Here is a 20,369-nt window from a genome sequence, read left to right on the forward strand (position 1 = left end):
TCAGCCGGCGCGGTGCGCGCCGGTCGTGCGCGGGGTCGACCATCCAGACGCCCGCCGCGGCCTGCGCGTGACATGCCCGTGCGTGACCTGCGTCACGGCGACGGCGGCTTCTCGTCGCCTCGCCGGCAGCCTCCCGTAGCGCAGGCGCTGGGCCTCGCCGTCGTCGCCACGCTAGGGCGCGTCGGACGGGACGCGCACGGCCTTTCGCCCGGCGTGCGGCCGCACGAGGTTCGCGAGCGGCGAGTAGCGGGGTACCCAGCGCGCGAGGGCCGCCGCGGACCCCGCGCCGAGCACCGACGTCGCCCAGACCCCCGCCGCGAGCGACCCCAGCGCGGCCCCCGCCGAGAGCACGAGGGGCCCGAGCGCATCGCCCGTGTCCTGGAAGAGCCGCCACACGCTGAGGAAGGTCGGGCGCACCTCTGCGGGTGCGACGTCGGCCCCCAGCGTCATGACGATGCCCGACCCCATCCCGTTGCCGACCCCGAGCAGCGCCGCGACGACCGTCACCGCGGCCACCGTGTGGGCGAAGGGCAGCAGCGCGAGCCCCACGGCCATGGTGAGCATCGACGGCACGGCGACCCACAGGCGCCCGAACCGGTCCATGACCTTGCCCGCCGGGTAGAACAACAGCATGTCGAGCGCGCCGGAGACGCCGAAGATCAGCGACGTCACCTCCGCGTCCAGCCCGAGGTGCTCGCCCCAGAGCGGGATGACGGTCTGGCGCGCGCCGCGCACGGCGCTCACGAGGAGGATCGCGACGCCGAGCGTCGCGAAGAGGCGCCGGTGCTCGCGCGCCACGCGGGCGATGGTCACTCGCGGTCCCGTCGCGGTGCCGCGACCGCGCGGGCGCACGCGGCCCGGCTCGTCCTGCGCCGTCGGCTCCGGGCGCACGACGGCGAGCACCGCCACCGCGGCCAGCGCCGCCACGGCGCCGAGCCAGTAGGCGCCGCGCACGTCCGTCGCCGCGATGACGGCCGCTCCCGCGAACGGGCCGAGGAACAGCCCGATGCGGTGCACGCCGGCGAGCGTGGACAGGACGCGCGCCCGCCGCAGGGGCGGCGTGATCTCCGTGAGATAGGCCTGGCGGGCGAGGTTGAAGACGGCGGTCGACGCGCCCAGGGCGAGGACGCCGGCCGCCAGTCCCCCGAGGTTCGGGCTGAGCGCGATCGTCGCGAACGCGACCACGGCGACACCGCCCGCGAGCAGCATGGCCGCCCGGTCGCCGATCCGCTGGGCGAGCGCCCCGGCCGGGAGGTCGAACAGGATCTTGCCGATCGGGACGAGCGCGGCGACGAGGCCCGCGACCGTGAGGCTCGCCCCGCGCCCGGTCGCGGTGACCGCGACGACGGGCAGCATCGCCCCGATGCCGATCTCGAGGACGAGCGTCGGGACGAACGCGCCGAGGACGACGCTGCGCAGGGGGAAGAGCGGCGCGTCGGTGCCCGCGGGGGCGGTCACCGCACCTCCGCCACGGCCTCGACGCCCGGCCGCTCGCCGTCGGGTCGCGCGACCTCGACGCCCCGGCACGCGGGTGCGTCGGCGAGGAGCTCGAGGAGCTGGGGCGCCGCGGAGGCCCCGCTGTCCCAGCGACCCGTCACGACGGAGACGACCCAGCTCGGCGCACCGGCCTCGGGCAGCGCGAGCGTGACGAGACGCGCCGCCTGGGGCTTCGCCGCGACGTGGCGCGGGACGAGCGCGATCCCGAGACCCCGGTCGACGAGCTCGAGCAGCGTGTGCACGTCGTTGACCGAGCACCGCACGCGGCGGTGCACTCCGTGCGCGGCGCACGTGGCGTCGTTGACGGGACGCGCGCCCCACGACGGGTCGAAGTCGACGAACTCCTGGCCGGAGAGGTCGGCCCAGTCGACCCGGCCCCGCGTGGCGAGCGGGTGCTCGGGCGCGCACACGAGCACGAGCGGCTCGCTGCCCAGCACGGTCTGCGACAGCGACCCCAGGTGCTCCGTGGTCGCGACGAACGCGACGTCGAGGTCGCCCTCGCGGACGCGCGCGAGAAGGTCGTGGGAACCGGCCTGCGCGAAGTGGATCTCCACCTGCGGGTAGCGGCGGTGGAAGCGTTCGAGCAGCGTGGTGACGTCGAGGACGCCGAGGCACTGCTCCGAGCCGACGCGCAGCGAGCCGGACAGCGCGCGCGTCGCGCGGACCACCGCGTCGCGACCGGCGGCCGCCTGCGCGAGCATGGAGCGTGCGTGCGGCAGCAGCGCCAGCCCTGCCTCGGTGGGCTCGACGCGGCGCGTCGTGCGCGTGAACAGGCTCGCGCCGAGCTCCTCCTCGAGGCTGCGGACCGCGGCGGACAGCCCCGACTGGGAGACGCCGACGAGCTGCGCCGCGCGGGTGAACTGGCGCTCGTCCGCGAGCGCGACGAGGTACTCCATCTGCCGCAGATCCATTGATGACTCGCTCTTCTGTATGTGACAACCGTTACTCGTTGGACTTCTAGGTTAGCGGTTCCTACGCTCGGGACGTCCGGCCGTGACGACCCGCACATCGTCGCCCCTGCCGGACGACGACCCCTTTCTATCCTCCGACCCGCGAGGGAGACCCCATGCAGCAGCGCACTCTCGGATCCCGGACAGTCTCCGCGATCGGTCTCGGCGGCATGCCGATGTCGATCGAGGGCCGACCTGACGATGCCCGGTCGGTCGCGACGATCCACGCCGCGCTCGACGCCGGCGTCACGCTGATCGACACGGCCGACGCCTACCACCTGCACGCCGACGAGGTCGGACACAACGAGGAGCTCATCGCCCGCGCGCTGCGCTCGTACGGCGGCGACGCGGCCGACGTCCTCGTCGCGACCAAGGGCGGACACCTGCGCCCCGGCGACGGCACCTGGACCCGCAACGGCGACCCGACCTACCTCAAGCAGGCCGCGAAGGAGTCGGCGCGCCGACTCGGCGTCGACGCGATCGGTCTCTACCAGTTCCACCGCCCCGACCCCGAGGTCCCCTACGCCGACTCGGTCGGCGCGCTCGTCGAGCTGCTCGACGAGGGCGTGATCCAGCAGGCCGGGATCTCGAACGCGGACGTCGGCCAGATCGACCTCGCGCAAGAGATCCTGGGCGGTCGGCTCGCGTCCGTGCAGAACCAGTTCTCGCCGCGCTTCCGGTCGAGCCAGGGCGAGCTCGAGCACTGCGCGGCGCTCGGCGTCGCCTTCCTGCCGTGGAGCCCGCTCGGCGGGATCGCGAACGCCGCCGAGCTCGGCGCGCGCCACGCCGTCTTCCAGGACGTCGCCGACGCCCACGCCGTGAGCGTCTACCAGGTCACGCTCGCGTGGGAGCTCGCGCTCGCACCCGTCGTGATCTCCATCCCCGGCGCGTCGCGGCCGGAGTCGATCCGGGACTCCGCCGCCGCCGCCGACCTCGTCCTGACCCCGGAGGAGGTCACGCGGCTCTCCGCCGCGTGACGACCTGCCGGAACCCGCCCACCCCCGCGAAGGAGCTCCACCGATGAAGACCTTCACCCTGCCCGGCACGGACCTCGTCGTCCCGGACGTCGTGCTCGGCCTCATGCGTATCCAGGACAAGACCGACGACGAGGTACGCACCCTCGTGCGCACCGCCCGCGACGCCGGCATCACGTTCCTCGACCACGCCGACGTCTACGGCACGGACCTGCACGGCTGCGAGCGCCGGTTCGCCGAGGCTCTCGACCTCTCCCCCGCCGAGCGCGCGGAGTGGGTCATCCAGTCCAAGGCCGGGATCGTGCCCGACGGCCCGTACTTCGACTTCTCCTCCGAGCACCTCGTCGCGTCCGTCGAGGGCTCGCTCGACGCGCTGCGCACGGACTACCTCGACATCTTCCTGCTGCACCGGCCCGACGCCCTCGTCGAGCCCGAGGAGGTCGCGCGCGCGTTCTCCGACCTGCACGCCGCGGGCAAGGTGCGCGCGTTCGGGGTCTCGAACCACACGCCGGGTCAGATCGAGCTGCTGCGCCGGTACGTCGAGCAGCCGATCGTCGTGAACCAGCTCCAGCTCTCGATCACGCACGCGCCGATCGTCGCGCAGGGGGTCGCGTCGAACATGCAGGGCCTGGACCAGTCGATCAGCCGCGACAGCGGGATCCTCGACTACTGCCGCCTGCACGACATCACGGTCCAGGCGTGGTCGCCGTTCCAGGCGGGGTTCTTCACCGGCGTCTTCCTCGGCTCGGAGGAGTACCCCGAGCTCAACGCCGTGATCGACCGGCTCGCCGCCCGGTACGACGTCCCGCCCATCGCGATCGCGACCGCCTGGATCACGCGGCACCCGGCGCGCATGCAGGTCGTGCTCGGCACGACGAGCCCCGAGCGGGTGGCGGGCGCGGCCCTCGGCTCGGAGGTTCCGCTCACGCGCGCGGAGTGGTACGAGCTGTTCCGCGCCGCGGGCTACACCGTCCCCTGACGCGCACGCCCGGACGGCTGGTGTCGGAGGTCACGCACCGGCCGTCCGGGCCGCCCTGCGGGGCGGTCTAGGCTCGTCCCGTGGCGACCTTCTCGGCAGTGACCCGGCAGCACATCCTCCAGGCGATCGCGGACTGGGACGACCGGGGCCGGGACGCGTTCCTCGGGGTCTACGGGTTCACCGCGGCCCCCGGCACCCCCCTCCTCCACGACGACCGCGCGTACGACGCCCAGGCGATCCTCGGCGTCGCGCACCGGTACGCGACCGGCCGCGTGGCGACCGCCGAGGAGTTCCGCAACAGCCCCGTGAGCGTCGCGGACCTGCTGCGCAAGCGCGGGTTCGACGTGCCGGGCGCGGCGCCCGCGGCGCCGGCACCCGCTCGTCGGACCGCGGCGAAGGCCACGACCGCCCCCCGCTCCCCCCGCAAGACGACGCCGCGCGCCTCCGAGCCCGAGAAGCCGCCGGCCGTGTGCCCCACCTGCTTCACGGTGCTGCCCGCGACGGGCATCTGCGACGACTGCGGCTGACCGGGTCTCCCCCAGCGCACGACGAGGGGCGCCGTCCGGACGGACGGCGCCCCTCGTCGTGCTGCGAGTGCCCGCGGAGGCCGCGGGTTGGCGGGTCAGTTGACCTCGGACGGGTGCGCGCTCACGCGGCCCGAGCCGTCGCCGGTGTCGAGGGCGTCGATCGCCGCGACCTCGTCGGCCGTGAGCTCGAAGCCGAAGAGGTCGAAGTTCTCCGCCATGCGCTCCTTGCGCGACGACTTGGGGAAGACGATGAAGCCGCGCTGGAGGTGCCAGCGCAGGACCGCCTGGGCCGGGGTCACGCCGTGCGCGGCCGCGGCGTCGACGACGGCCTGCCTCTCGAACAGCGGGTACTTGCCCTGGCCGAGCGGGCCCCACGCCTCGATCTTCATGCCGTTCGCGTCGGCCCACGCGAGCACGTCGCGCTGCTGGTAGGCCGGGTGCAGCTCGATCTGGTCGACGGCGGGGACCACGCCCGTGTCCGCGACGATCCGGTCGAGGTGCTCGGGCAGGTGGTTGGAGACGCCGATCGAGCGCGCCAGACCGGCGTCGCGGATCTCGACGAGCCTGGCCCAGGCGTTCGTGTACTGGTCCTGGGCGGGCGCCGGCCAGTGCGTGAGGTACAGGTCGACGAACTCGAGGCCGAGCTTGTCCAGGCTCTCGCGGATCGCGTCGTGCGGCTGCTCGCCGGACTGACGGTCGTTCCAGAGCTTGGTCGTGACGAAGAGCTCGTCGCGCGGGACGCCGCTCTTCGCGATCGCGGCGCCGACGCCCTCCTCGTTGCGGTAGATCGCGGCCGTGTCGATGTGGCGGTAGCCGACCTCGAGGGCCTCGCTCACGGCCTTCTCGGCCTCGTCCGGTGGGACGAGGAAGACGCCGAAGCCGAGCTGGGGGATGGTGTGACCGGAGTTGAGCGTCACGGTCGGGACAGAGGGAGCGGTCATGCCCTCCAGCCTAGGAACCGGCCGTCCAGGCGTCCAACGACTGCCGGGCATGCGACTCAGCGCTCGCGCTCATGAGTCCCTGACCTGCTGCTCGAGATCCGGGCTGGACTTTGTAGATCACGGTTTGGTTACATGGGCGCGGTCCTGACCACGAACGAACCGGAGCGCACCATGTCCCGAGGCCGCCACAGCGCCGCACCCGCAGCGCCCGCGCGCTCCCTCCGGCTCCCGGCCCTGCCGTCGTTCCCGACGCTCCCGGCACGGGCACTCAAGCTCCCGGCGCTCGCCCTCGTCGGCCTGCTCGGCGCAGGCGTCGTCGGCGCGGGCCCACAGCCCGCCGAGGGGAACCCCGACCTCGCACCGCTGAGCGTCGAGCCGGCGTCCGGGACGCCGGTCGACCGCGGCACGGGCGCCGCCAGCCGCTCCGCCGAGCGCGTCGCTCCCCCCGCGGAGACGCAGGAGTCACCCGTCGTCGAGACCGCGGCGAAGATCACCGTGGTCCCCGCCGCCGAGGTCGCCCCGCCGGCCCCGGTCGTCCCCGTCGCCACCGGCCAGCTCTGGACCACCGACGCCGTCAACGTCCGCACCGGGCCGTCGGCCGATGCCGGGCGCGTCGCGACCGCCGCGTTCGCCACCGCCGTCGACGTCACCGGCGCGACCGAGGGCGAGTGGAGCCAGGTCGTCTGGGACGGCGCGGCAGCCTGGATCAAGTCGAGCTTCCTCGCGGACGCTCAGCCCGAGGCGCCGGCGGCGCCCGCCGCGAGCAGCAGCGGGTCGAGCGCGAGCGGGATCTCCGACGCCGCGTGCGGGGTGAGCTCGGGGATCGAGTCGTCGCTCCAGTCCAACGCCCGCTCGGTCTACCGCGCGGTGTGCGCGATCTTCCCGCAGGTGACCTCCTACGGCGGGATCCGCCCGGGCGACAGCGGCGACCACGGCACCGGCCGCGCCCTGGACATCATGATCACGGGCGAGACGGGCTGGGAGATCGCCCGCTACCTCCAGGCCAACGCCGGGGCGCTGGGGATCACCTACCTCATCTACCAGCAGCAGATCTGGATGGCCGGAGACCCCGCGAGCGCATGGTCCGGCATGGAGGACCGCGGCGGCGCGACCGCGAACCACTTCGACCACGTGCACGTCAGCACGTCGTAGGACCGCGCGTCACGGCACGACGTTGGAGAACAGCCTCCTGCCGAGACCCTCCACGTCCGACCCGTCCCGGGTCAGGCCCACGTAGCCGCTGCGCTCGACGACGAAGACGTCGGACGGGACCGCGGCCGTCAGCCGCGACACCCACGAGCGCTCGTGGCGGAGCACGACCACCTGGACGCCGTCGGCGAGCAGCCGCAGCACGACGTCGACGAGCCCGGGGTGCGCGGGCAGCCGAAGGGGACCGTCCTCGTCGTCGTACCGGACGTCCTCAGGAGCCGACCCGCCCGAGAGCATGAGCGACCTCAGGTACGGCAGCCGCGTGAGGAACGCGCCGTCGGCGCCGTCGAGGCTCAGCGACAGCCGCTCGACGGCGGTGCCCTGCAACGCGGTGAGATCGGCTCCACGGGTCGTGCCGACCAGATGTACCTCGGTGAGCGCGGGCAGCTGTGACAGCGCCTCGACGCCCGTGAGATCTCCGCCCGTGACGTTCACGTGCAGCCGCCGGAGCTCGGTGCACTCCGCCAGGGGCGCGAGGTCGGCAGGCCCCGTGAGGATCATGCCGAGGCCCGTGAGCTCCTGCACCGCTCCGATCCCCTCGAGGCTCGAGCACGCGCCGAGCTGGAGCACCGCGCCCGCGGGCCGGAACATCGTCGCGGCGAACTCTCGCCGGTCGAACCTCCCCCACGCACGGTGCAGCTCCGCGAGCTCGACGTCGGGATAGCCGTCGCGCGCGTACCCGGCGAGCACGCCGAGCGCCGCCGGGGTGCCGATGCTCCCGAGCGCCCGGAGCGCGGCCCGCCGCTCGGCCGCGCGCTGCCACGGGCGTGCGGCGAACCACCGCGGGTCCGCACCCGGGTGCGCGACGAGCCATGACGCCACCTGCGCCACCTTCCCGGGGAGCGTCGGCCCGTCGTCCCCGGCGGGCGCAGGCGGCGAGTCGGGAGCCTCGGCCGACGCGGGAGCAGCCGGAGGGGCCGCTACGGTCCGCAGTGCCGCCGCGTGCTTCGCGACCGGCTCTGCGGATCGTCGCGAGCTTCGGAGCGCCCCGCTCGGCCGTCTGGGCCGGGAGCCGGTCGAGGACGGTCACGTCGGCCCGGGCCGCGAGCGCGAGGAGCGCCCAGAGCGCCCCCGCGAGGCTCGACGCGTCGAGACCGGCGACCGCCCCGAGACCCGGGTCCTCGAACACCCGCAGCGCCGCCCGTTCCAGCGCCGGGTCGCCCGGGAGGCGCGAGGCGCCCTTGATCGCGCTCGGCTGGTTCGAGTACCGGTCGAACCGGGTCAGCACCTGCTCGGCGCGCTCCGCGCCCAGTGCGCCCGAGAGCACGGCTCGACGTCTGTCGAGCCCGGCATCAGAGCCTCGCTTCCTGTCGGGTCCACCCGGCCGCCGGACAGCTGGACGGGCGGGGCCGACCCTACCGAGGCAGGGCTCGCGACCGCGAGGCGCACCGAGCAGGAGAGCGTGAGGGCCACGACCCGACACAGCGCAGTAACGACGAAAGCGGGGCGCCGATGAACGACGCCCCGCTTTGATCCGGTGGAGCTGAGGGGACTCGAACCCCTGACCCCCTGCATGCCATGCAGGTGCGCTACCAGCTGCGCCACAGCCCCGTGGATCTGCGAAGATCCTGGTCAAACACTGGATGAACACTCCCCCGGCCGGTTTCCCGTCCTGCGGAGCGTCGCTAGTCTACGCAGAAACCGGCTCCAGATTCCAATCCGGTCCCGCGTTCCACTCGTCGAGCGGGAACCCGGCGCCGACGTTGTGCGCCACGAGACGCCACGCGGGCGTCGCCGCAGGAGCAGAGCGGTGCAGGTGGGACCAGTGGACGTTGTGCAGCCCGGAGATCCCGCGCCAGCCCTCGGGATCCAGCCCGAGCAGCGCGGTGACGGCGAGCGTGATCGCCGCGCCGTGGGACACGACGACGAGCGTGTCGTCCTTCTCGAGGGACTCGACGTGCTCGGTGACGGCCTCCACGAGGCGCGCGGCGACGGCGGCCTTGGTCTCTGCGCCCGCGCGCGTGGGCTCCTCGCCCCGGCGCCACGCCGCGTACTCCTCGGGCCAGCGGTCCGCGATCTCCGGGCCCGTGAGCCCCTCCCACTCCCCGAAGCCGCGCTCGCGCAGCCGAGGGTCGAGCTGGACCTCCGCGCCGATCGCACCGGTGTACGCACGCGCGGTGTCGGCGGCGCGCACGAGGTCGGACGCGACGACGCGCGTCGCGCGGTGCGCGCTCGCGAGCGCCTTCGCGCCGTGCTCGGCCTGCCACTGCCCGACGCCGTCGAGCGGGATGTCGACCTGGCCCTGGAGGCGCATCGCGGCGTTGTACGCCGTCCGGCCGTGACGCAGGAGGACGAGCGTGCCGGCGGTCACGCCAGGGGCTCCCCCGAGAGGCGGATGGCGCCGTCGCCGCGGGTGGTGTCGTCGGCGTCGCCGGCCGTGCCGTCGCCGCCGCGCGCGTCCTCAGGGAGCTCGACGACGGGGCAGTCCTTCCACAGGCGCTCGAGCGCGTAGTAGACGCGGTCCTCCGAGTGCTGCACGTGCACGACGACGTCGCCGAAGTCGATGAGGACCCAGCGGGCCTCCTGCTTGCCCTCGCGACGGATCGGCTTGGACCCCGCCTTGTACATCGCCTCCTCGACCGCGTCGACGATCGCCGAGACCTGGCGCTCGCTCGACCCGGACGCGATGAGGAACACGTCCGTGAGGACGAGCTGCTCGCTCACGTCGAGCGCGATGATCTCCTCGGCCTTGCGGTCGGACGCCGCCCGCGCCGCGATGACGGCGAGCTCTACGGCTCGTTCGGTGGCAGTCACGTGTCTCCGTTCGTGGTGCGGCCGCTCAGCGGCCGGTGTCGAGGGTGCCGGGATCGTCCCACGTCGACACGGCGGTCGCCGAGTCGCTCGTGTCCTCGGTGGCGAGACCGGGGTCGTCGCGCGAGACGAGCGTCCACACGAGCAGGCCGAGGACGAACGCCACGGCGACGAGGATGAGGTAGTGCAGCCACGTGTACGAGGGGCCGCGCGGCTCGTCGTCGAAGTCGTCGTCCGCCTCGTCGTCGAGCTCCTCGGCGCGGGCGCGGACCCGCGGGAAGAGGTCGTCGGACGGGCCGCTCGCGGCGGCGGCGGGTGCCGCAGCCGACTCGCGCACGCCGCCGAAGGGCGAGGCGGGCTCGCGGCCCCCGCTCGCCGGCTCGGGCGCCGACCCGGACGTGATCGCCGCCCACGGGAGCGCGGCTCCCGGGGCCTCGGCGGGCGCGGCCGCTGCGGGCGGAGCGGTGGGTCGCGCGGCAGCGGGCGTGCGCTCGGGCGCGGGCGCCGCGGTCGCACCCCACGGCGACGGGGCGGGTGCGGGAGCAGGCGTGGCGGGGGGCGCGGCAGGTGCGGCTGCCGGAGCCGAGAAGGCCGACAGCCGCTGCGGCTGGGCGGGCGGCGCCTCGGGCGCTCCGACCCGGCCCACGGGCGCGGAGCCGAACCCGCCCACGGGGGCGGACGGGGTCGGGGGCCGGACGGGGCCGGTGGCGCCGGGCACGGCTGGCCGCGGCGTGCCCGCCGGAGGGCGGGAGCTCGTGCGCGTCGGCACGACGGGGGTCGGCGCCGGCGGGCGGATCGCGACGCGCTCCGCGGTCTCCTGCACCGGGGTGAGCCGGCCCGTCTCGTCGAGGCCGCGCATGCCGCCCGAGGCGGCCGGCGGGCGGACGACGGACGGCTGCGACGGGTAGTCCGTCGGGCCGGTCGTCTCGCGCAGGGTGCGGCGCGACGGCGGCGGTGTCGCCGGAGCGGCGGGCCGTGCCGGGGCAGGCTGCTGCCACCCACCGGCGCCGGGCGCCGGGGCGGGTGGAGGCGTGCCGGGCTGGGCGGACCGCTCGGCCGCGGCCGCCTGCTCGCGCTCGCGCATCTCGCGCCGCGTGAGGGGGCGGACGGGCTGCATGTTGCTGCCGTTGTCACTCATCGTGCTGACCTCGATACAAACCGTGCTTGGCGATGTACTGGACCACGCCGTCCGGAACCAGGTACCACACCGGCTGGCCCGCCTCCGCACGCCGACGGCAGTCCGTCGACGAGATGGCGAGGGCCGGGACCTCGAGCATGGTGACCACGCCCGGCGGCAGACCCTCGACGCTCAGGCTGTGGCCCGGGCGGGAGACAGCCACGAAGTGTGCCATCTTCCACAGCTCGTCGGCATCCTTCCAGGTCAGGATCTGCTCGATCGCGTCCGCACCTGTGATGAAGAACAGCTCCGCGTCCGGTCGCGCGGCCCGCAGGTCGCGCAGCGTGTCGACCGTGAAGGTCAGTCCCGGCCGGTCGACGTCGACCCGGCTCACCGTGAACCGCGGGTTCGAGGCGGTCGCGATGACCGTCATGAGGTACCGGTGCTCGGCCGGGCTGACGCTCTGGTGCTGCTTGAACGACGGCTTGCCCGTGGGGACGAACACGACCTCGTCGAGGTCGAACCGCGCCGCGGCCTCGCTCGCCGCGACGAGGTGGCCGTGGTGGATGGGGTCGAACGTGCCACCCATCACCCCCAGGCGGGGACGGCGCGGGCTCATCGGGGCGTCATCGGTCGCGGGCGCTTCCGTCGTTCGCTACCGGTCAGTGCCGCGTGCCGACGCTGCGGAACGCGTAGGTCACGAGCAGCAGGGCCACGAGCCCGCCGAACCCGAGCAGCCCGTAGGCGAGCGGCGGGATGGGCAGGTGCGACGCGGCCTCGGCGCCTTCCTCGGCGGCCAGCACGACGGCAGAGATCACGACGTCCTCCTCGAAGGTCGTCCCCGGGGCGGACGGTGTCGTGCCGCGGTCCGGGGTGGTGCGGTGGATCGGTACGCCTGCCGGGACCGGCCCGACGGCGGACCGGACGGGCTCCGGTCGCCGACCAGTCTCTCACGACCGCCCGGCGGCATGGTCCGGCAGATATCAGGTACTTGCCGACGAACCGCTCGTCACGGACGAACGTGACCGTCGCCGTGCACGACCCATTTCGTCGTCGTGAGCTCGGCCAGGCCCATGGGGCCGCGCGCGTGGAGCTTCTGCGTCGAGATGCCGATCTCCGCGCCGAGCCCGAACTGGCCGCCGTCGGTGAACCGCGTCGAGGCGTTGACCATGATCGCGGCGGAGTCGAGCTCCGCGACGAACCGCTCCGAGGACGCGAGGTCTCGAGTGACGATCGCCTCGGTATGCCCGGACGTCCACGTGCGCACGTGGTCGATCGCGACGTCGAGGTCGTCGACGACGCGCACCGCGATCTCCGGCGCGAGGTACTCGGTCGCCCAGTCCTCGTCCGTGGCCGCGAGCACCTCAGTGTCCTCGGGCGCGAGGCCGGCCGTGCGGTCGTCGCCGTGCACCACGACGCCCGCCGCGGTGAGCGCGGCGAGCGCGACGGGCAGGAAGTCCGGTGCGGCGTCCGCGTGGACCAGGAGCGTCTCCGCGGCGTTGCACACGCCCACGCGCTGCGTCTTGGCGTTGAGCAGGATCTCGAGCGCCATGGCCCGGTCCGCGCTCGCGTCGACGTACACGTGGACGTTGCCGACGCCGGTCTCGATGACGGGCACGGTCGACTCGCGGACCACGGTGCGGATGAGGTCGGCCCCGCCGCGCGGCACCAGCACGTCGACGAGCCCGCGCGCGTGCATGAGCGCGACGGCGCCCGGCCGCCCGTGGCGGTCGATCGACTGCACGAGGTCGCCGGGCAGCCCCTGCGCCTCGAGCGCGCGGGCGAGCACGCCCACGATCACCTCGTTGGAGCTCGCCGCCGCGGACCCGCCGCGCAGGATCACGGCGTTGCCGCTCTTCAGCGCGAGACCTGCGGCGTCGACCGTCACGTTGGGCCGCGCCTCGTAGATCATGCCGACCACGCCCATGGGCACGCGCAGCTGGCGCAGGCGCAGGCCGTTCGGCAGCGTCGAGCCGCGCACGACCTCACCGACCGGGTCCGGCAGGCCCGCGAGGGCGCGCAGCGCGTCGGCGATCGCGGCGATGCGCGGGCCGTCGAGCGCGAGACGGTCGAGCAGGCCCTCGCTCATCCCGTTCGCGCGCTCGCGCTCGAGGTCGACGGCGTTCGCGGCCACGATCTCGTCCGTCGCCGCGACGAGCGCGTCGGCGAGCGCGAGGAGAGCGGCGTCCTTGGTCGCGCGCGTAGCCGTGGCCAGCGTGCGCGAGGCGACCTTGGCGCGGCGCGCGACGTCCTCGACGGCGGTCGCGACGTCGGTCGCGGTACCCGCTGCGGCGGGACCGGCGGGCTGGGGCACGGCGGCGCCCGCGACGACGGGCGCGTCCTCGGTGGTGGTCATGGACCGAGCCTACGTCGATCGACCTCGCGCCGGGGGCGCCGTCCGACGGCCGGTCAGCGCGCTCGCTTGCGGACGAGGACGAGGTCGTCGCGGTGCACGACCTCGCGGTCGTAGCCCTCGCCCAGCTCGGCCCGCAGCTCGCCCGTCGACCGGCCGAGGAGGTCCGGGATGTCGCGGGACTCGAACGCGACGAGACCGCGGGCGACCACGCGCCCGTCCGCCGTCACGAGCTCGACCGGGTCCCCGGCGTCGAACTCCCCCTCGACGGCCGTGATCCCCGCGGGCAGGAGCGACGCGCGCCCTCCCTGCACGGCCTTCACCGCGCCGTCGTCGAGGACGAGCCGACCGCGCGTGCGCGCGGCGTGCGCGAGCCAGAGGCGCCGGCGCGTCGTCCGCTTGCCGGTCGCGGCGAACCACGTCCCGACGGCGTCGCCCGCGAGCGCGGCGGCGGCGTTCTGCGCCTTCGTCAGCACGACGGGGATGCCGGTGCCGGTCGCGATGGAGACGGACTCGAGCTTGGTCAGCATCCCGCCGGTCCCGACCGCGCTCCCCCGGCCCGTGACCTCGACACCCTCGATGTCGGCAGCCGAGGTCACCTCGGCGATCCGCCGCGTGCCCGGGCGCGACGGCGGTCCGTCGTAGAGGCCGTCGACGTCCGTGAGCAGGACCATCGCGTCGGCGCGCACGAGGTGGGAGACGAGCGCGGCGAGGCGGTCGTTGTCGCCGAACCGGATCTCGTCGGTCGCGACGGCGTCGTTCTCGTTGACGATCGGCACGACGCCGAGGTCGAGCAGCCGCTCGAGCGAGCGCTGGGCGTTGCGGTAGTGCCCGCGGCGCACGGTGTCCTCGGCGGTGAGCAGCACCTGCCCGACGCGCAGCCCGTGCCCCGCGAACGCCTCCGTGTAGCGGGCGACGAGCATGCCCTGCCCGACCGAGGCGGTCGCCTGCGCCGTCGCGAGGTCGCGCGGCCGGCTCGCGAGCCCCAGGGGCCCGATCCCCGCGGCGATCGCGCCGGACGTGACGAGCACGACCTGGCCGCCCGCCGCGCGTCGCGCCGCGAGGACGTCGACGAGCGCGCGCAGGGCGGTGAGGTCGAGGTGCCCGTCGGCGCCCGTGAGCGAGGACGAGCCGATCTTCACCACCACGCGGTGGGCGGAGGCGATCTCGGAGCGGGAGGACAGCGCGTTCACGCGTCCATCATCGCCGCCCGCCGCCCCCGGGCGCGCAGGATTTCACGGACCAGGACGCCCCGGGACCTGCTGTGGGCATGGAATGGGCCCGGTCCCCTCGTGGGGACCGGGCCCATTCCATGCCCACAGCGGACCAGCGTCAGTCCGCGTCGGGGTCCGTCCACGTGCCGGCCTCGCGCTCGGTCCACAGCTCGCGGCGCGCCTCGGCCTTGGCGTCCATGCGCTCGTGGTGCTCGCGGCGCTTCTCCGTGCGGGTGGGGCGCAGGCGCTCGTCGAGGCGGTTGTCGGAGCCGCGCGGACCGCCGAGCAGCTCGGAGCCGGTCATGAGCGTCGGCTCCCAGTCGAAGACGACGGCGTTGGCGTCGGTGCCGATGCGCACCTCGTCGCCCCCCACGGCCCCGGCGGCGAAGAGCTTCTCCTCCACGCCCAGGCGGGCGAGGCGGTCGGCGAGGTAGCCGACGGCCTCGTCGTTGCTGAAGTCCGTCTGGCGCACCCAGCGCTCGGGCTTGGCGCCACGCACCTCGAACCAGTAGTCCGTGGCCCCGCCCTTGCGCGTGACGGTGAACCCGGCCTCGTCGACGGCGCGCGGGCGCAGCACGACGCGCGTCGGCTCGGGCGCGGGCGCCTCGGCCCGGGCCTTCTCGACGAGCTCGGCGAGCGCGTAGGTCAGCGGGCGCAGGCCCTCGTGGCTGGCCGTCGAGATCTCGAAGACGCGCAGGCCGCGCGCCTCGAGGTCGGGCTTGACGAGGTCGGCGAGCTCGCGCGCCTCGGGCACGTCGATCTTGTTGAGCACGACGAGCCGCGGGCGCTCGGTGAGCGGCACGCGCCCGCCCTCGATGTCGAGGTCCTGGGCGTAGGCGGCGAGCTCCGCCTCGATGACGTCGAGGTCGCTGATCGGGTCGCGGCCCGGCTCGAGCGTCGCGCAGTCGAGCACGTGCACGATCACGGCGGTGCGCTCGATGTGGCGGAGGAACTCGAGGCCGAGCCCCTTGCCCTCGCTCGCGCCCGGGATGAGGCCCGGGACGTCCGCGACCGTGAACCGTGCCGAGCCGGCCTGCACCACGCCGAGGTTCGGCACGAGCGTCGTGAACGGGTAGTCGGCGATCTTGGGCCGCGCGGCCGAGATCGCGGCGACGAGCGACGACTTGCCGGCGCTCGGGTACCCGACGAGCGCGACGTCGGCGATGGTCTTCAGCTCGAGGACGACGTCGCGCTCCTCGCCCGGCTCACCCAGCAGGGCGAAGCCCGGCGCCTTGCGGCGCGGCGACGAGAGCGCGGCGTTGCCGAGGCCGCCGCGGCCGCCCTCGGCGACGACGTACTCCGCGCCGTCGCCCACGAGGTCGGCGAGGACGGTCCCGTCCGTCGCCTTGACGACGGTGCCGTCCGGCACGCGCAGGACCAGGTCGTCGCCGTTCGCGCCGTCGCGGTCGTCGCCCATGCCCTGCGTGCCCGACGTCGCGTGCCGGTGCGGCGAGTGGTGGTACTCGAGCAGCGTGGTGGTCTGCGCGTCGACGACGAGGCGTACGGTCCCGCCGTCACCGCCGTTGCCGCCGTCGGGGCCGGCGAGCGGCTTGAACTTCTCGCGACGGACCGAGGCGCACCCGTTCCCGCCGTTGCCGCCGGAGACGTGCAGGACGACACGGTCGACGAAGCTGGCCATGGAACGATCCTCTCAGAGGTGGGTGTGCATGAAACAGCAGGAGGGGCGCACCGCGTCGGTGCGCCCCTCCTGCTCGAAGCCTGTGGCTGTCGCTCAGCCCTCGACGGCGACGATGTCGATGACCTTGCGGCCACGACGCGTGCCGAACTGGACCGCACCGGCGGCCAGAGCGAACAGCGTGTCGTCCTTGCCGCGGCCGACGTTCTCACCGGGGTGGAAGTGCGTGCCGCGCTGGCGGACGATGATCTCGCCCGACTTGACGACCTGACCGCCGAAGCGCTTGACGCCGAGGCGCTGGGCGTTCGAGTCGCGACCGTTGCGCGAGGAGCTCGCGCCCTTCTTGTGTGCCATGACGAACCTGCTTTCGTGCTGGTTGCTGAGGGAGGGTGCCGGTCGGCGCGGGGCGGCCCGTGGCCGCTACCTCGCGCCGGGCGAGGTCACTTGATGCCGGTGACCTTGAGGCGGGTCAGCTGCTGGCGGTGACCCTGACGACGGCGGTAACCGGTCTTGTTCTTGTACCGCAGGATCGTGATCTTCGGACCCTTCTCGTCCCGCACGACCTCGGCGGTGACCTTGACCTTCGCGAGCTTCGCCGCGTCGGTGGTCACCTTCTCCCCGTCCACCAGCAGGAGAGCGGGCAGCTCGAGGGACTCACCGACCTTGGCGGACACCCGGTCCACCACGACGATGTCGCCGACGGAAACCTTCTCCTGACGGCCACCGGCCTTGACGATCGCGTACACCACGTTGCTGCTCATCTCTCCTAGTCTTGGCGTGCTCGTCACGGCGAGTTCGTCTTGGAGACTCCGGCCACGCCGCGGCGTGCGAGTGCGAGTCGTCCGTGGGCACACGGGACCGGCGCGCCTGGGCGCGCCGACGTTCAAGACTACGGAAATCGGCTGGGCAGGTCAAATGGCGCGGGCCGTGACCGCGCGCACGCCCACCCGTGCGCCACGGACCCGTCCCGCCGTCTTCCGACCGCCGTCCTTACTCGAGGACGAACGTGATCTCGAGGACGACCTGCCAGGTCGTGATGCGCCCGTCGACGATGTCGACCTTCTGCTCCTTGACCCACGCGCCCGAGACGTTGCGCAGCGTGCTCGCCGCACGCTCGACGCCGATCTTGACGGCGTCCTCGAAGCTCGTGTCCGACCGCGCGCTGATGTGCGTGATCCGTGCCACCGTGCCGCTCATGCCGGGCTCCCCCGTCCGGGGCGGGCGCACCGACGCGCCCGCGCACCCGTCGAGCATCCCGCCGCGCGTGCGCCCTCGCCACCGGGAGAGGTCCGGCCGCGCCCGTCGGGGTCCGACCTCACGACCGCCGACGGCCGCGACGACGGAGGGCGCGTGGGCGCGCGGCCGTGCCTACGCTGGCGGTGGAGGTGGTCGCATGCGCCCGGCAGACCCGCCCGACGGCGCGCGCCGTCGCGGGCACGACGCCGTCGCCGCCGCGATGCGCGCGCTCGACCGCCGCGCGTTCCTCCCCCGGGCGCAACGCCGCTGGGCCGGCCAGGACCGCCCGCTCGCGATCGGGCACGGCCAGACGAACTCGCAGCCCTCGACCGTCGCAGCGATGCTCCGGCTGCTCGACGTCGCCCCCGGCCACCGGGTCCTCGACGTCGGCGCCGGCTCCGGGTGGACGACGGCGCTGCTCGCCGTGCTCGTCGGGCCGTCGGGCGGCGTGCTCGGGCTCGAGCGCGACCCCGACCTCGCCGCGTGGGGCGCCGCGAACCTCGCGACCGCGCACGTCCCCTGGGCGCGCCTCGAGCCTGCACGGCGCGGCGTCCTGGGCACCCCGGGCGAGCAGTACGACCGGGTCCTCGTCTCCGCGGCGGCCGACGCGCTCCCCCAGGCCCTCGTGGACCAGCTCGCGCCGGACGGCCGGATGGTGGTCCCGGTCCGGCACACGATGCTGCTCGTCGAGGCCGACCCGGGCACGCCGGGCGGCGCCCGGGTGAGCGAGCACGGCTCCTACTCGTTCGTCCCGCTCGTCGAGGACCCGCCGGGTCCTCCGGGTTCGCCCGCCGGCTGAGCCCGCCACGGCGCCGCGGGCAGGTGCACGCGGCACCGCGCCTCGTAGCTCTCGGCGCCGCCGACGTGCGCGGCCACGGGCACCAGCGGGTCGCGCGGCCCGTCGTCGGCCGTCGCCGCCGGAGCCACCCGCACGTGGAACGCCGCGTCCTCCCCGCACACCGCGCACACGGCGGTCAGCTTGTCGACGCGCTCGGCGAGGGCCGCGAGCGTGGGCAAGGGCTCGAACGGCCGCGCGTCGAACGTCACGTCGAGGCCCGCGACGACCACCACGAGCCCGTCGTCCGCGAGGCGCTGCACGACGTCGACGAGCTCGGGCCCGAAGAAGTGGGCCTCGTCGACCGCGACGAGGTCGAGCGGGCCGCCGTCGTGGACGAGCCGCGCGAGGTCGGCCGCGTCGCGCGCCGTGCGCGACGGGATCGCCAGACCGGCGTGCGAGCTCACCGTGCCCGTGCCGCGCCGCGTGTCGAGGACGTGGCCGACCACCTCGACGCGGCGCCCCGCGACCTCGGCGCGTCGGACCCGACGCAGCAGCTCCTCGGTCTTGCCCGCGAACATCGGGCCGCACACCACCTCGACCCGGCCGCCCGCGCGGGGCGAAGGGTCCGGGAGACGTGCGGCGCCGCTCATGCGAGCAGTGAACCACCGGAACCCGACGGCGCGCGACGCGGGGCCGGTGCACCGGTCAGTGGTGCCGGGCCGAGCCGTTCGACGACGGGCGGACGGGGAGCGGCTTGGGCTCCCCCGCCGGGCCGAGCACCGACACGCGGTCGGGCGCCCCCGGGCGCGCGACGTCCCGACGGCTGAGGAGCGTGGTCCCGGTGGGCGCAGAGTCCTCGGCGTCCGACGGACGGCCGGCGGGCTCGGGGCTCGTCGCCCGCTCCGGCCCGGCCTCGCCGTCCCGCGGGGCAGCAGGAGCGGGGGCGGCGGGAGTCACGGGACCGGGGACCGGCTCGGGACGCTCGGCATCACGCGCCGGCTCGGCGGGCGGCACGACCGTCGACGCCCCGGCGAGACCGGCGAGACCCGCACCACCGATGCCCGGCACGGAGCGCACGAGCGGGAGCTCGCGCGTGCCGGTCCCCCGGGCGCGGACCTCGTCGCCGCGCGCGGGCGCCGGCTCCTCCTCGGCGTCGCGCTCGCCCGTCGGCGCGGCCGGTGCCGGCGGCGTGGCCACCTCGCGCCGCGTGGGTGCGGGAGGCACGGCGTCGGCCGGACTCGGGCGCCGGGTGTCGAGCGTCGGGTCCGCGGGCAGGACGCCGCGGTTGAGCTCGCCGTAGGGCACGTGGACCGACGGGGCGACGCGACGGGTCGCCTCCACGACGGCGCGCTGGTCGTCGAAGAAGATGTGCGGGCGCAGCACCTCCAGGACGCCGTCCTTGTCCACCCCGCCGAGGAAGAACGCGTCGTCGACGGTGACGCCCCACGACGACAGCGTCGCGACCGCGCGCTCGTGCGCCGGGGCCGAGCGCGCCGTGACGAGCGAGACGTGCACGCGCGGCCGGTACGACGGGTCGGTCGCGTTCCGCTCGCGCTCGACGACCTGCACCCGGTGGATGCCGACGAGCAGCTCGCGCAGCGGGCCGCGCCCGAGCGGCACGTCGGCGTTGAGCGCCTCGTGCTCGCGGAACGAGGCGAGGCCGCCGTCCTGGAAACGACGCTCGGACGAGTCGTCCGCGAGCACGCCGTCGAAGTCGAACGCGATGCGCAGCTCGTCGCCGGCCTCGTCCGCGAACGTCGGGTCCAGCACGTACCCGGCCGGCAGGCCGAGGTCGACCGCGTCGCGCACGGAGCGCTCGTCGGCCGAGAGGAACAGGTCGACGTGCAGCGGGCGGATGAACTCGTGCGGGCTGCGGCCCTGGCGGAACACGGCGCGCGTGATGTCGAGGTCGTGGTGCCGGATCGAGCGCATGACCCGCAGGCCCGTCTCGGGCGAGTTGCGCGACATGACGATGACCTCGACGAGCGGGTCGTCCGCCGCCGGCGCCAGGTCGTTCAGCGCGAGCAGGCGGCGCACGAAGCCGAAGGCGACGCCCGGGGCCAGCGCGTCGTCGCGGTGACGCTCCTGGAAGTCGCGGTACGCCGCCTCCCCCTGCGTGCGGAACACGCGGTCGGACTCGGTGAGGTCGAACAGTGCGGACGAGGCGACGCCGACGACGAGGCGGCCCGAGAGGTCGTAACCCATGG

22 protein-coding genes and 1 tRNA gene are annotated in these 20,369 nt (G+C 74.7%); 5 read left to right on the forward strand and 18 right to left on the reverse strand.

The genetic code is table 11. The features are described from left to right. Positions 1–171: 171 nt before the first annotated feature. Positions 172–1,458 (reverse strand): MFS transporter, encoded by a 1,287-nt coding sequence (locus ACN9MS_RS13360; protein ID WP_426309029.1) that lies wholly within the window; start codon positions 1,456–1,458, stop codon positions 172–174. Further along, positions 1,455–2,408 (reverse strand): LysR family transcriptional regulator, encoded by a 954-nt coding sequence (locus ACN9MS_RS13365; protein ID WP_426309030.1) that lies wholly within the window; start codon positions 2,406–2,408, stop codon positions 1,455–1,457. Before ACN9MS_RS13365 ends, ACN9MS_RS13360 begins: the two co-directional genes overlap by 4 nt. Before the next feature lie 155 nt (positions 2,409–2,563). Here ACN9MS_RS13365 and ACN9MS_RS13370 point away from each other — a divergent pair, with 155 nt between their 5' ends. From ACN9MS_RS13370 to ACN9MS_RS13380, 3 genes are all read left to right on the forward strand, one after another. Then, positions 2,564–3,424 (forward strand): aldo/keto reductase, encoded by an 861-nt coding sequence (locus ACN9MS_RS13370; RefSeq protein WP_426309031.1) that lies wholly within the window; start codon positions 2,564–2,566, stop codon positions 3,422–3,424. Positions 3,425–3,467: 43 nt separating this feature from the next. After that, positions 3,468–4,400, forward strand: coding sequence for an aldo/keto reductase (locus tag ACN9MS_RS13375; RefSeq protein ID WP_426309032.1), 933 nt, complete (start codon positions 3,468–3,470; stop codon positions 4,398–4,400). Positions 4,401–4,480: 80 nt separating this feature from the next. Then, on the forward strand, positions 4,481–4,927 hold the full coding sequence (locus ACN9MS_RS13380; protein WP_426309033.1) for a hypothetical protein: 447 nt from the start codon (positions 4,481–4,483) through the stop codon (positions 4,925–4,927). Between the two features lie 95 nt (positions 4,928–5,022). Here ACN9MS_RS13380 and ACN9MS_RS13385 read toward each other — a convergent pair whose 3' ends face one another. Beyond that, entirely contained in the window at positions 5,023–5,868 is an 846-nt protein-coding gene (locus tag ACN9MS_RS13385) for an aldo/keto reductase (protein WP_426309034.1), read from the reverse strand. A gap of 171 nt (positions 5,869–6,039) precedes the next feature. Between ACN9MS_RS13385 and ACN9MS_RS13390 the strand changes: the two genes are divergently transcribed. Continuing rightward, positions 6,040–7,020, forward strand: coding sequence for an SH3 domain-containing protein (locus tag ACN9MS_RS13390; protein WP_426309035.1), 981 nt, complete (start codon positions 6,040–6,042; stop codon positions 7,018–7,020). Positions 7,021–7,029: 9 nt separating this feature from the next. On the opposite strand, the gene ACN9MS_RS13395 is transcribed toward ACN9MS_RS13390, so the two are convergent. The 13 genes from ACN9MS_RS13395 to ACN9MS_RS13455 all read right to left on the reverse strand — a co-directional run bounded on the left by ACN9MS_RS13395 (position 7,030) and on the right by ACN9MS_RS13455 (position 17,345). Further along, positions 7,030–7,899, reverse strand: a complete 870-nt coding sequence (locus ACN9MS_RS13395; protein ID WP_426309036.1) for a hypothetical protein — start codon at positions 7,897–7,899, stop codon at positions 7,030–7,032. Positions 7,900–8,555: 656 nt separating this feature from the next. Continuing rightward, positions 8,556–8,628, reverse strand: a tRNA-Ala gene (locus ACN9MS_RS13400). A 79-nt stretch (positions 8,629–8,707) separates the two neighbouring features. Then, on the reverse strand, positions 8,708–9,388 hold the full coding sequence (locus tag ACN9MS_RS13405) for a histidine phosphatase family protein (protein WP_426309037.1): 681 nt from the start codon (positions 9,386–9,388) through the stop codon (positions 8,708–8,710). Then, complete coding sequence (gene rsfS, locus ACN9MS_RS13410; protein ID WP_426309038.1) at positions 9,385–9,831, reverse strand: ribosome silencing factor; 447 nt, start codon at positions 9,829–9,831, stop codon at positions 9,385–9,387. Before rsfS ends, ACN9MS_RS13405 begins: the two co-directional genes overlap by 4 nt. Positions 9,832–9,856: 25 nt before the next feature. Then, positions 9,857–10,966, reverse strand: coding sequence for a hypothetical protein (locus tag ACN9MS_RS13415; protein ID WP_426309039.1), 1,110 nt, complete (start codon positions 10,964–10,966; stop codon positions 9,857–9,859). Next, positions 10,959–11,564 carry a nicotinate-nucleotide adenylyltransferase gene (nadD, locus tag ACN9MS_RS13420; RefSeq protein WP_047233692.1) on the reverse strand — a complete coding sequence of 202 codons (606 nt, stop codon included), beginning with the start codon at positions 11,562–11,564 and terminating at the stop codon, positions 10,959–10,961. Before nadD ends, ACN9MS_RS13415 begins: the two co-directional genes overlap by 8 nt. 43 nt (positions 11,565–11,607) lie before the next feature. Further along, a complete protein-coding gene (locus ACN9MS_RS13425) occupies positions 11,608–11,763 on the reverse strand; it encodes a hypothetical protein (protein ID WP_021483496.1) in 156 nt (51 codons plus the stop codon). Positions 11,764–11,954: 191 nt separating this feature from the next. Next, complete coding sequence (locus ACN9MS_RS13430; protein ID WP_426309040.1) at positions 11,955–13,301, reverse strand: glutamate-5-semialdehyde dehydrogenase; 1,347 nt, start codon at positions 13,299–13,301, stop codon at positions 11,955–11,957. A 53-nt stretch (positions 13,302–13,354) separates the two neighbouring features. Next, complete coding sequence (proB, locus tag ACN9MS_RS13435; RefSeq protein ID WP_426311896.1) at positions 13,355–14,482, reverse strand: glutamate 5-kinase; 1,128 nt, start codon at positions 14,480–14,482, stop codon at positions 13,355–13,357. 148 nt (positions 14,483–14,630) lie between these two features. Continuing rightward, a complete protein-coding gene (obgE, locus tag ACN9MS_RS13440; RefSeq protein ID WP_426309041.1) occupies positions 14,631–16,151 on the reverse strand; it encodes a GTPase ObgE in 1,521 nt (506 codons plus the stop codon). A 93-nt stretch (positions 16,152–16,244) separates the two neighbouring features. Beyond that, on the reverse strand, positions 16,245–16,502 hold the full coding sequence (gene rpmA, locus ACN9MS_RS13445) for a 50S ribosomal protein L27 (RefSeq protein WP_047234735.1): 258 nt from the start codon (positions 16,500–16,502) through the stop codon (positions 16,245–16,247). Between the two features lie 86 nt (positions 16,503–16,588). Then, on the reverse strand, positions 16,589–16,909 hold the full coding sequence (gene rplU / locus ACN9MS_RS13450) for a 50S ribosomal protein L21 (protein ID WP_047234734.1): 321 nt from the start codon (positions 16,907–16,909) through the stop codon (positions 16,589–16,591). A gap of 229 nt (positions 16,910–17,138) precedes the next feature. Beyond that, on the reverse strand, positions 17,139–17,345 hold the full coding sequence (locus ACN9MS_RS13455) for a dodecin family protein (protein ID WP_047234741.1): 207 nt from the start codon (positions 17,343–17,345) through the stop codon (positions 17,139–17,141). 196 nt (positions 17,346–17,541) lie between these two features. On the opposite strand from ACN9MS_RS13455, the gene ACN9MS_RS13460 reads away from it, so the two are divergent. Beyond that, positions 17,542–18,183 carry a protein-L-isoaspartate O-methyltransferase family protein gene (locus ACN9MS_RS13460; RefSeq protein ID WP_426309042.1) on the forward strand — a complete coding sequence of 214 codons (642 nt, stop codon included), beginning with the start codon at positions 17,542–17,544 and terminating at the stop codon, positions 18,181–18,183. Here ACN9MS_RS13460 and ACN9MS_RS13465 read toward each other — a convergent pair. Together ACN9MS_RS13465 and ACN9MS_RS13470 are read right to left on the reverse strand one after the other, a co-directional pair. Next, positions 18,123–18,812 carry a thymidine kinase gene (locus ACN9MS_RS13465; RefSeq protein WP_426309043.1) on the reverse strand — a complete coding sequence of 230 codons (690 nt, stop codon included), beginning with the start codon at positions 18,810–18,812 and terminating at the stop codon, positions 18,123–18,125. The genes ACN9MS_RS13460 and ACN9MS_RS13465 overlap by 61 nt on opposite strands. A gap of 55 nt (positions 18,813–18,867) precedes the next feature. Continuing rightward, positions 18,868–20,367: a 5'-nucleotidase gene (locus ACN9MS_RS13470; RefSeq protein WP_426309044.1), complete on the reverse strand. Its 1,500-nt coding sequence runs from the start codon at positions 20,365–20,367 to the stop codon at positions 18,868–18,870. Positions 20,368–20,369: the final 2 nt, after the last annotated feature.

The organism is Cellulosimicrobium sp. E-16 (assembly GCF_049913115.1).
Taxonomy (GTDB): Bacteria; Actinomycetota; Actinomycetes; order Actinomycetales; family Cellulomonadaceae; genus Cellulosimicrobium.

Excerpts from the sequence above, each read along its gene's own strand:
- ACN9MS_RS13390 (WP_426309035.1), top strand. The coding sequence starts at position 6,040 with ATGTCCCGAGGCCGCCACAGCGCCGCACCCGCAGCGCCCGCGCGCTCC.
- ACN9MS_RS13455 (WP_047234741.1), bottom strand. The coding sequence starts at position 17,345 with ATGAGCGGCACGGTGGCACGGATCACGCACATCAGCGCGCGGTCGGAC.
- ACN9MS_RS13370 (WP_426309031.1), top strand. The coding sequence starts at position 2,564 with ATGCAGCAGCGCACTCTCGGATCCCGGACAGTCTCCGCGATCGGTCTC.
- ACN9MS_RS13385 (WP_426309034.1), bottom strand. The coding sequence starts at position 5,868 with ATGACCGCTCCCTCTGTCCCGACCGTGACGCTCAACTCCGGTCACACC.
- rplU (WP_047234734.1), bottom strand. The coding sequence starts at position 16,909 with ATGAGCAGCAACGTGGTGTACGCGATCGTCAAGGCCGGTGGCCGTCAG.
- ACN9MS_RS13415 (WP_426309039.1), bottom strand. The coding sequence starts at position 10,966 with ATGAGTGACAACGGCAGCAACATGCAGCCCGTCCGCCCCCTCACGCGG.
- ACN9MS_RS13430 (WP_426309040.1), bottom strand. The coding sequence starts at position 13,301 with ATGACCACCACCGAGGACGCGCCCGTCGTCGCGGGCGCCGCCGTGCCC.
- obgE (WP_426309041.1), bottom strand. The coding sequence starts at position 16,151 with ATGGCCAGCTTCGTCGACCGTGTCGTCCTGCACGTCTCCGGCGGCAAC.
- ACN9MS_RS13460 (WP_426309042.1), top strand. The coding sequence starts at position 17,542 with ATGCGCCCGGCAGACCCGCCCGACGGCGCGCGCCGTCGCGGGCACGAC.
- ACN9MS_RS13375 (WP_426309032.1), top strand. The coding sequence starts at position 3,468 with ATGAAGACCTTCACCCTGCCCGGCACGGACCTCGTCGTCCCGGACGTC.
- ACN9MS_RS13365 (WP_426309030.1), bottom strand. The coding sequence starts at position 2,408 with ATGGATCTGCGGCAGATGGAGTACCTCGTCGCGCTCGCGGACGAGCGC.
- ACN9MS_RS13470 (WP_426309044.1), bottom strand. The coding sequence starts at position 20,367 with ATGGGTTACGACCTCTCGGGCCGCCTCGTCGTCGGCGTCGCCTCGTCC.
- nadD (WP_047233692.1), bottom strand. The coding sequence starts at position 11,564 with ATGAGCCCGCGCCGTCCCCGCCTGGGGGTGATGGGTGGCACGTTCGAC.
- rpmA (WP_047234735.1), bottom strand. The coding sequence starts at position 16,502 with ATGGCACACAAGAAGGGCGCGAGCTCCTCGCGCAACGGTCGCGACTCG.
- ACN9MS_RS13465 (WP_426309043.1), bottom strand. The coding sequence starts at position 18,812 with ATGAGCGGCGCCGCACGTCTCCCGGACCCTTCGCCCCGCGCGGGCGGC.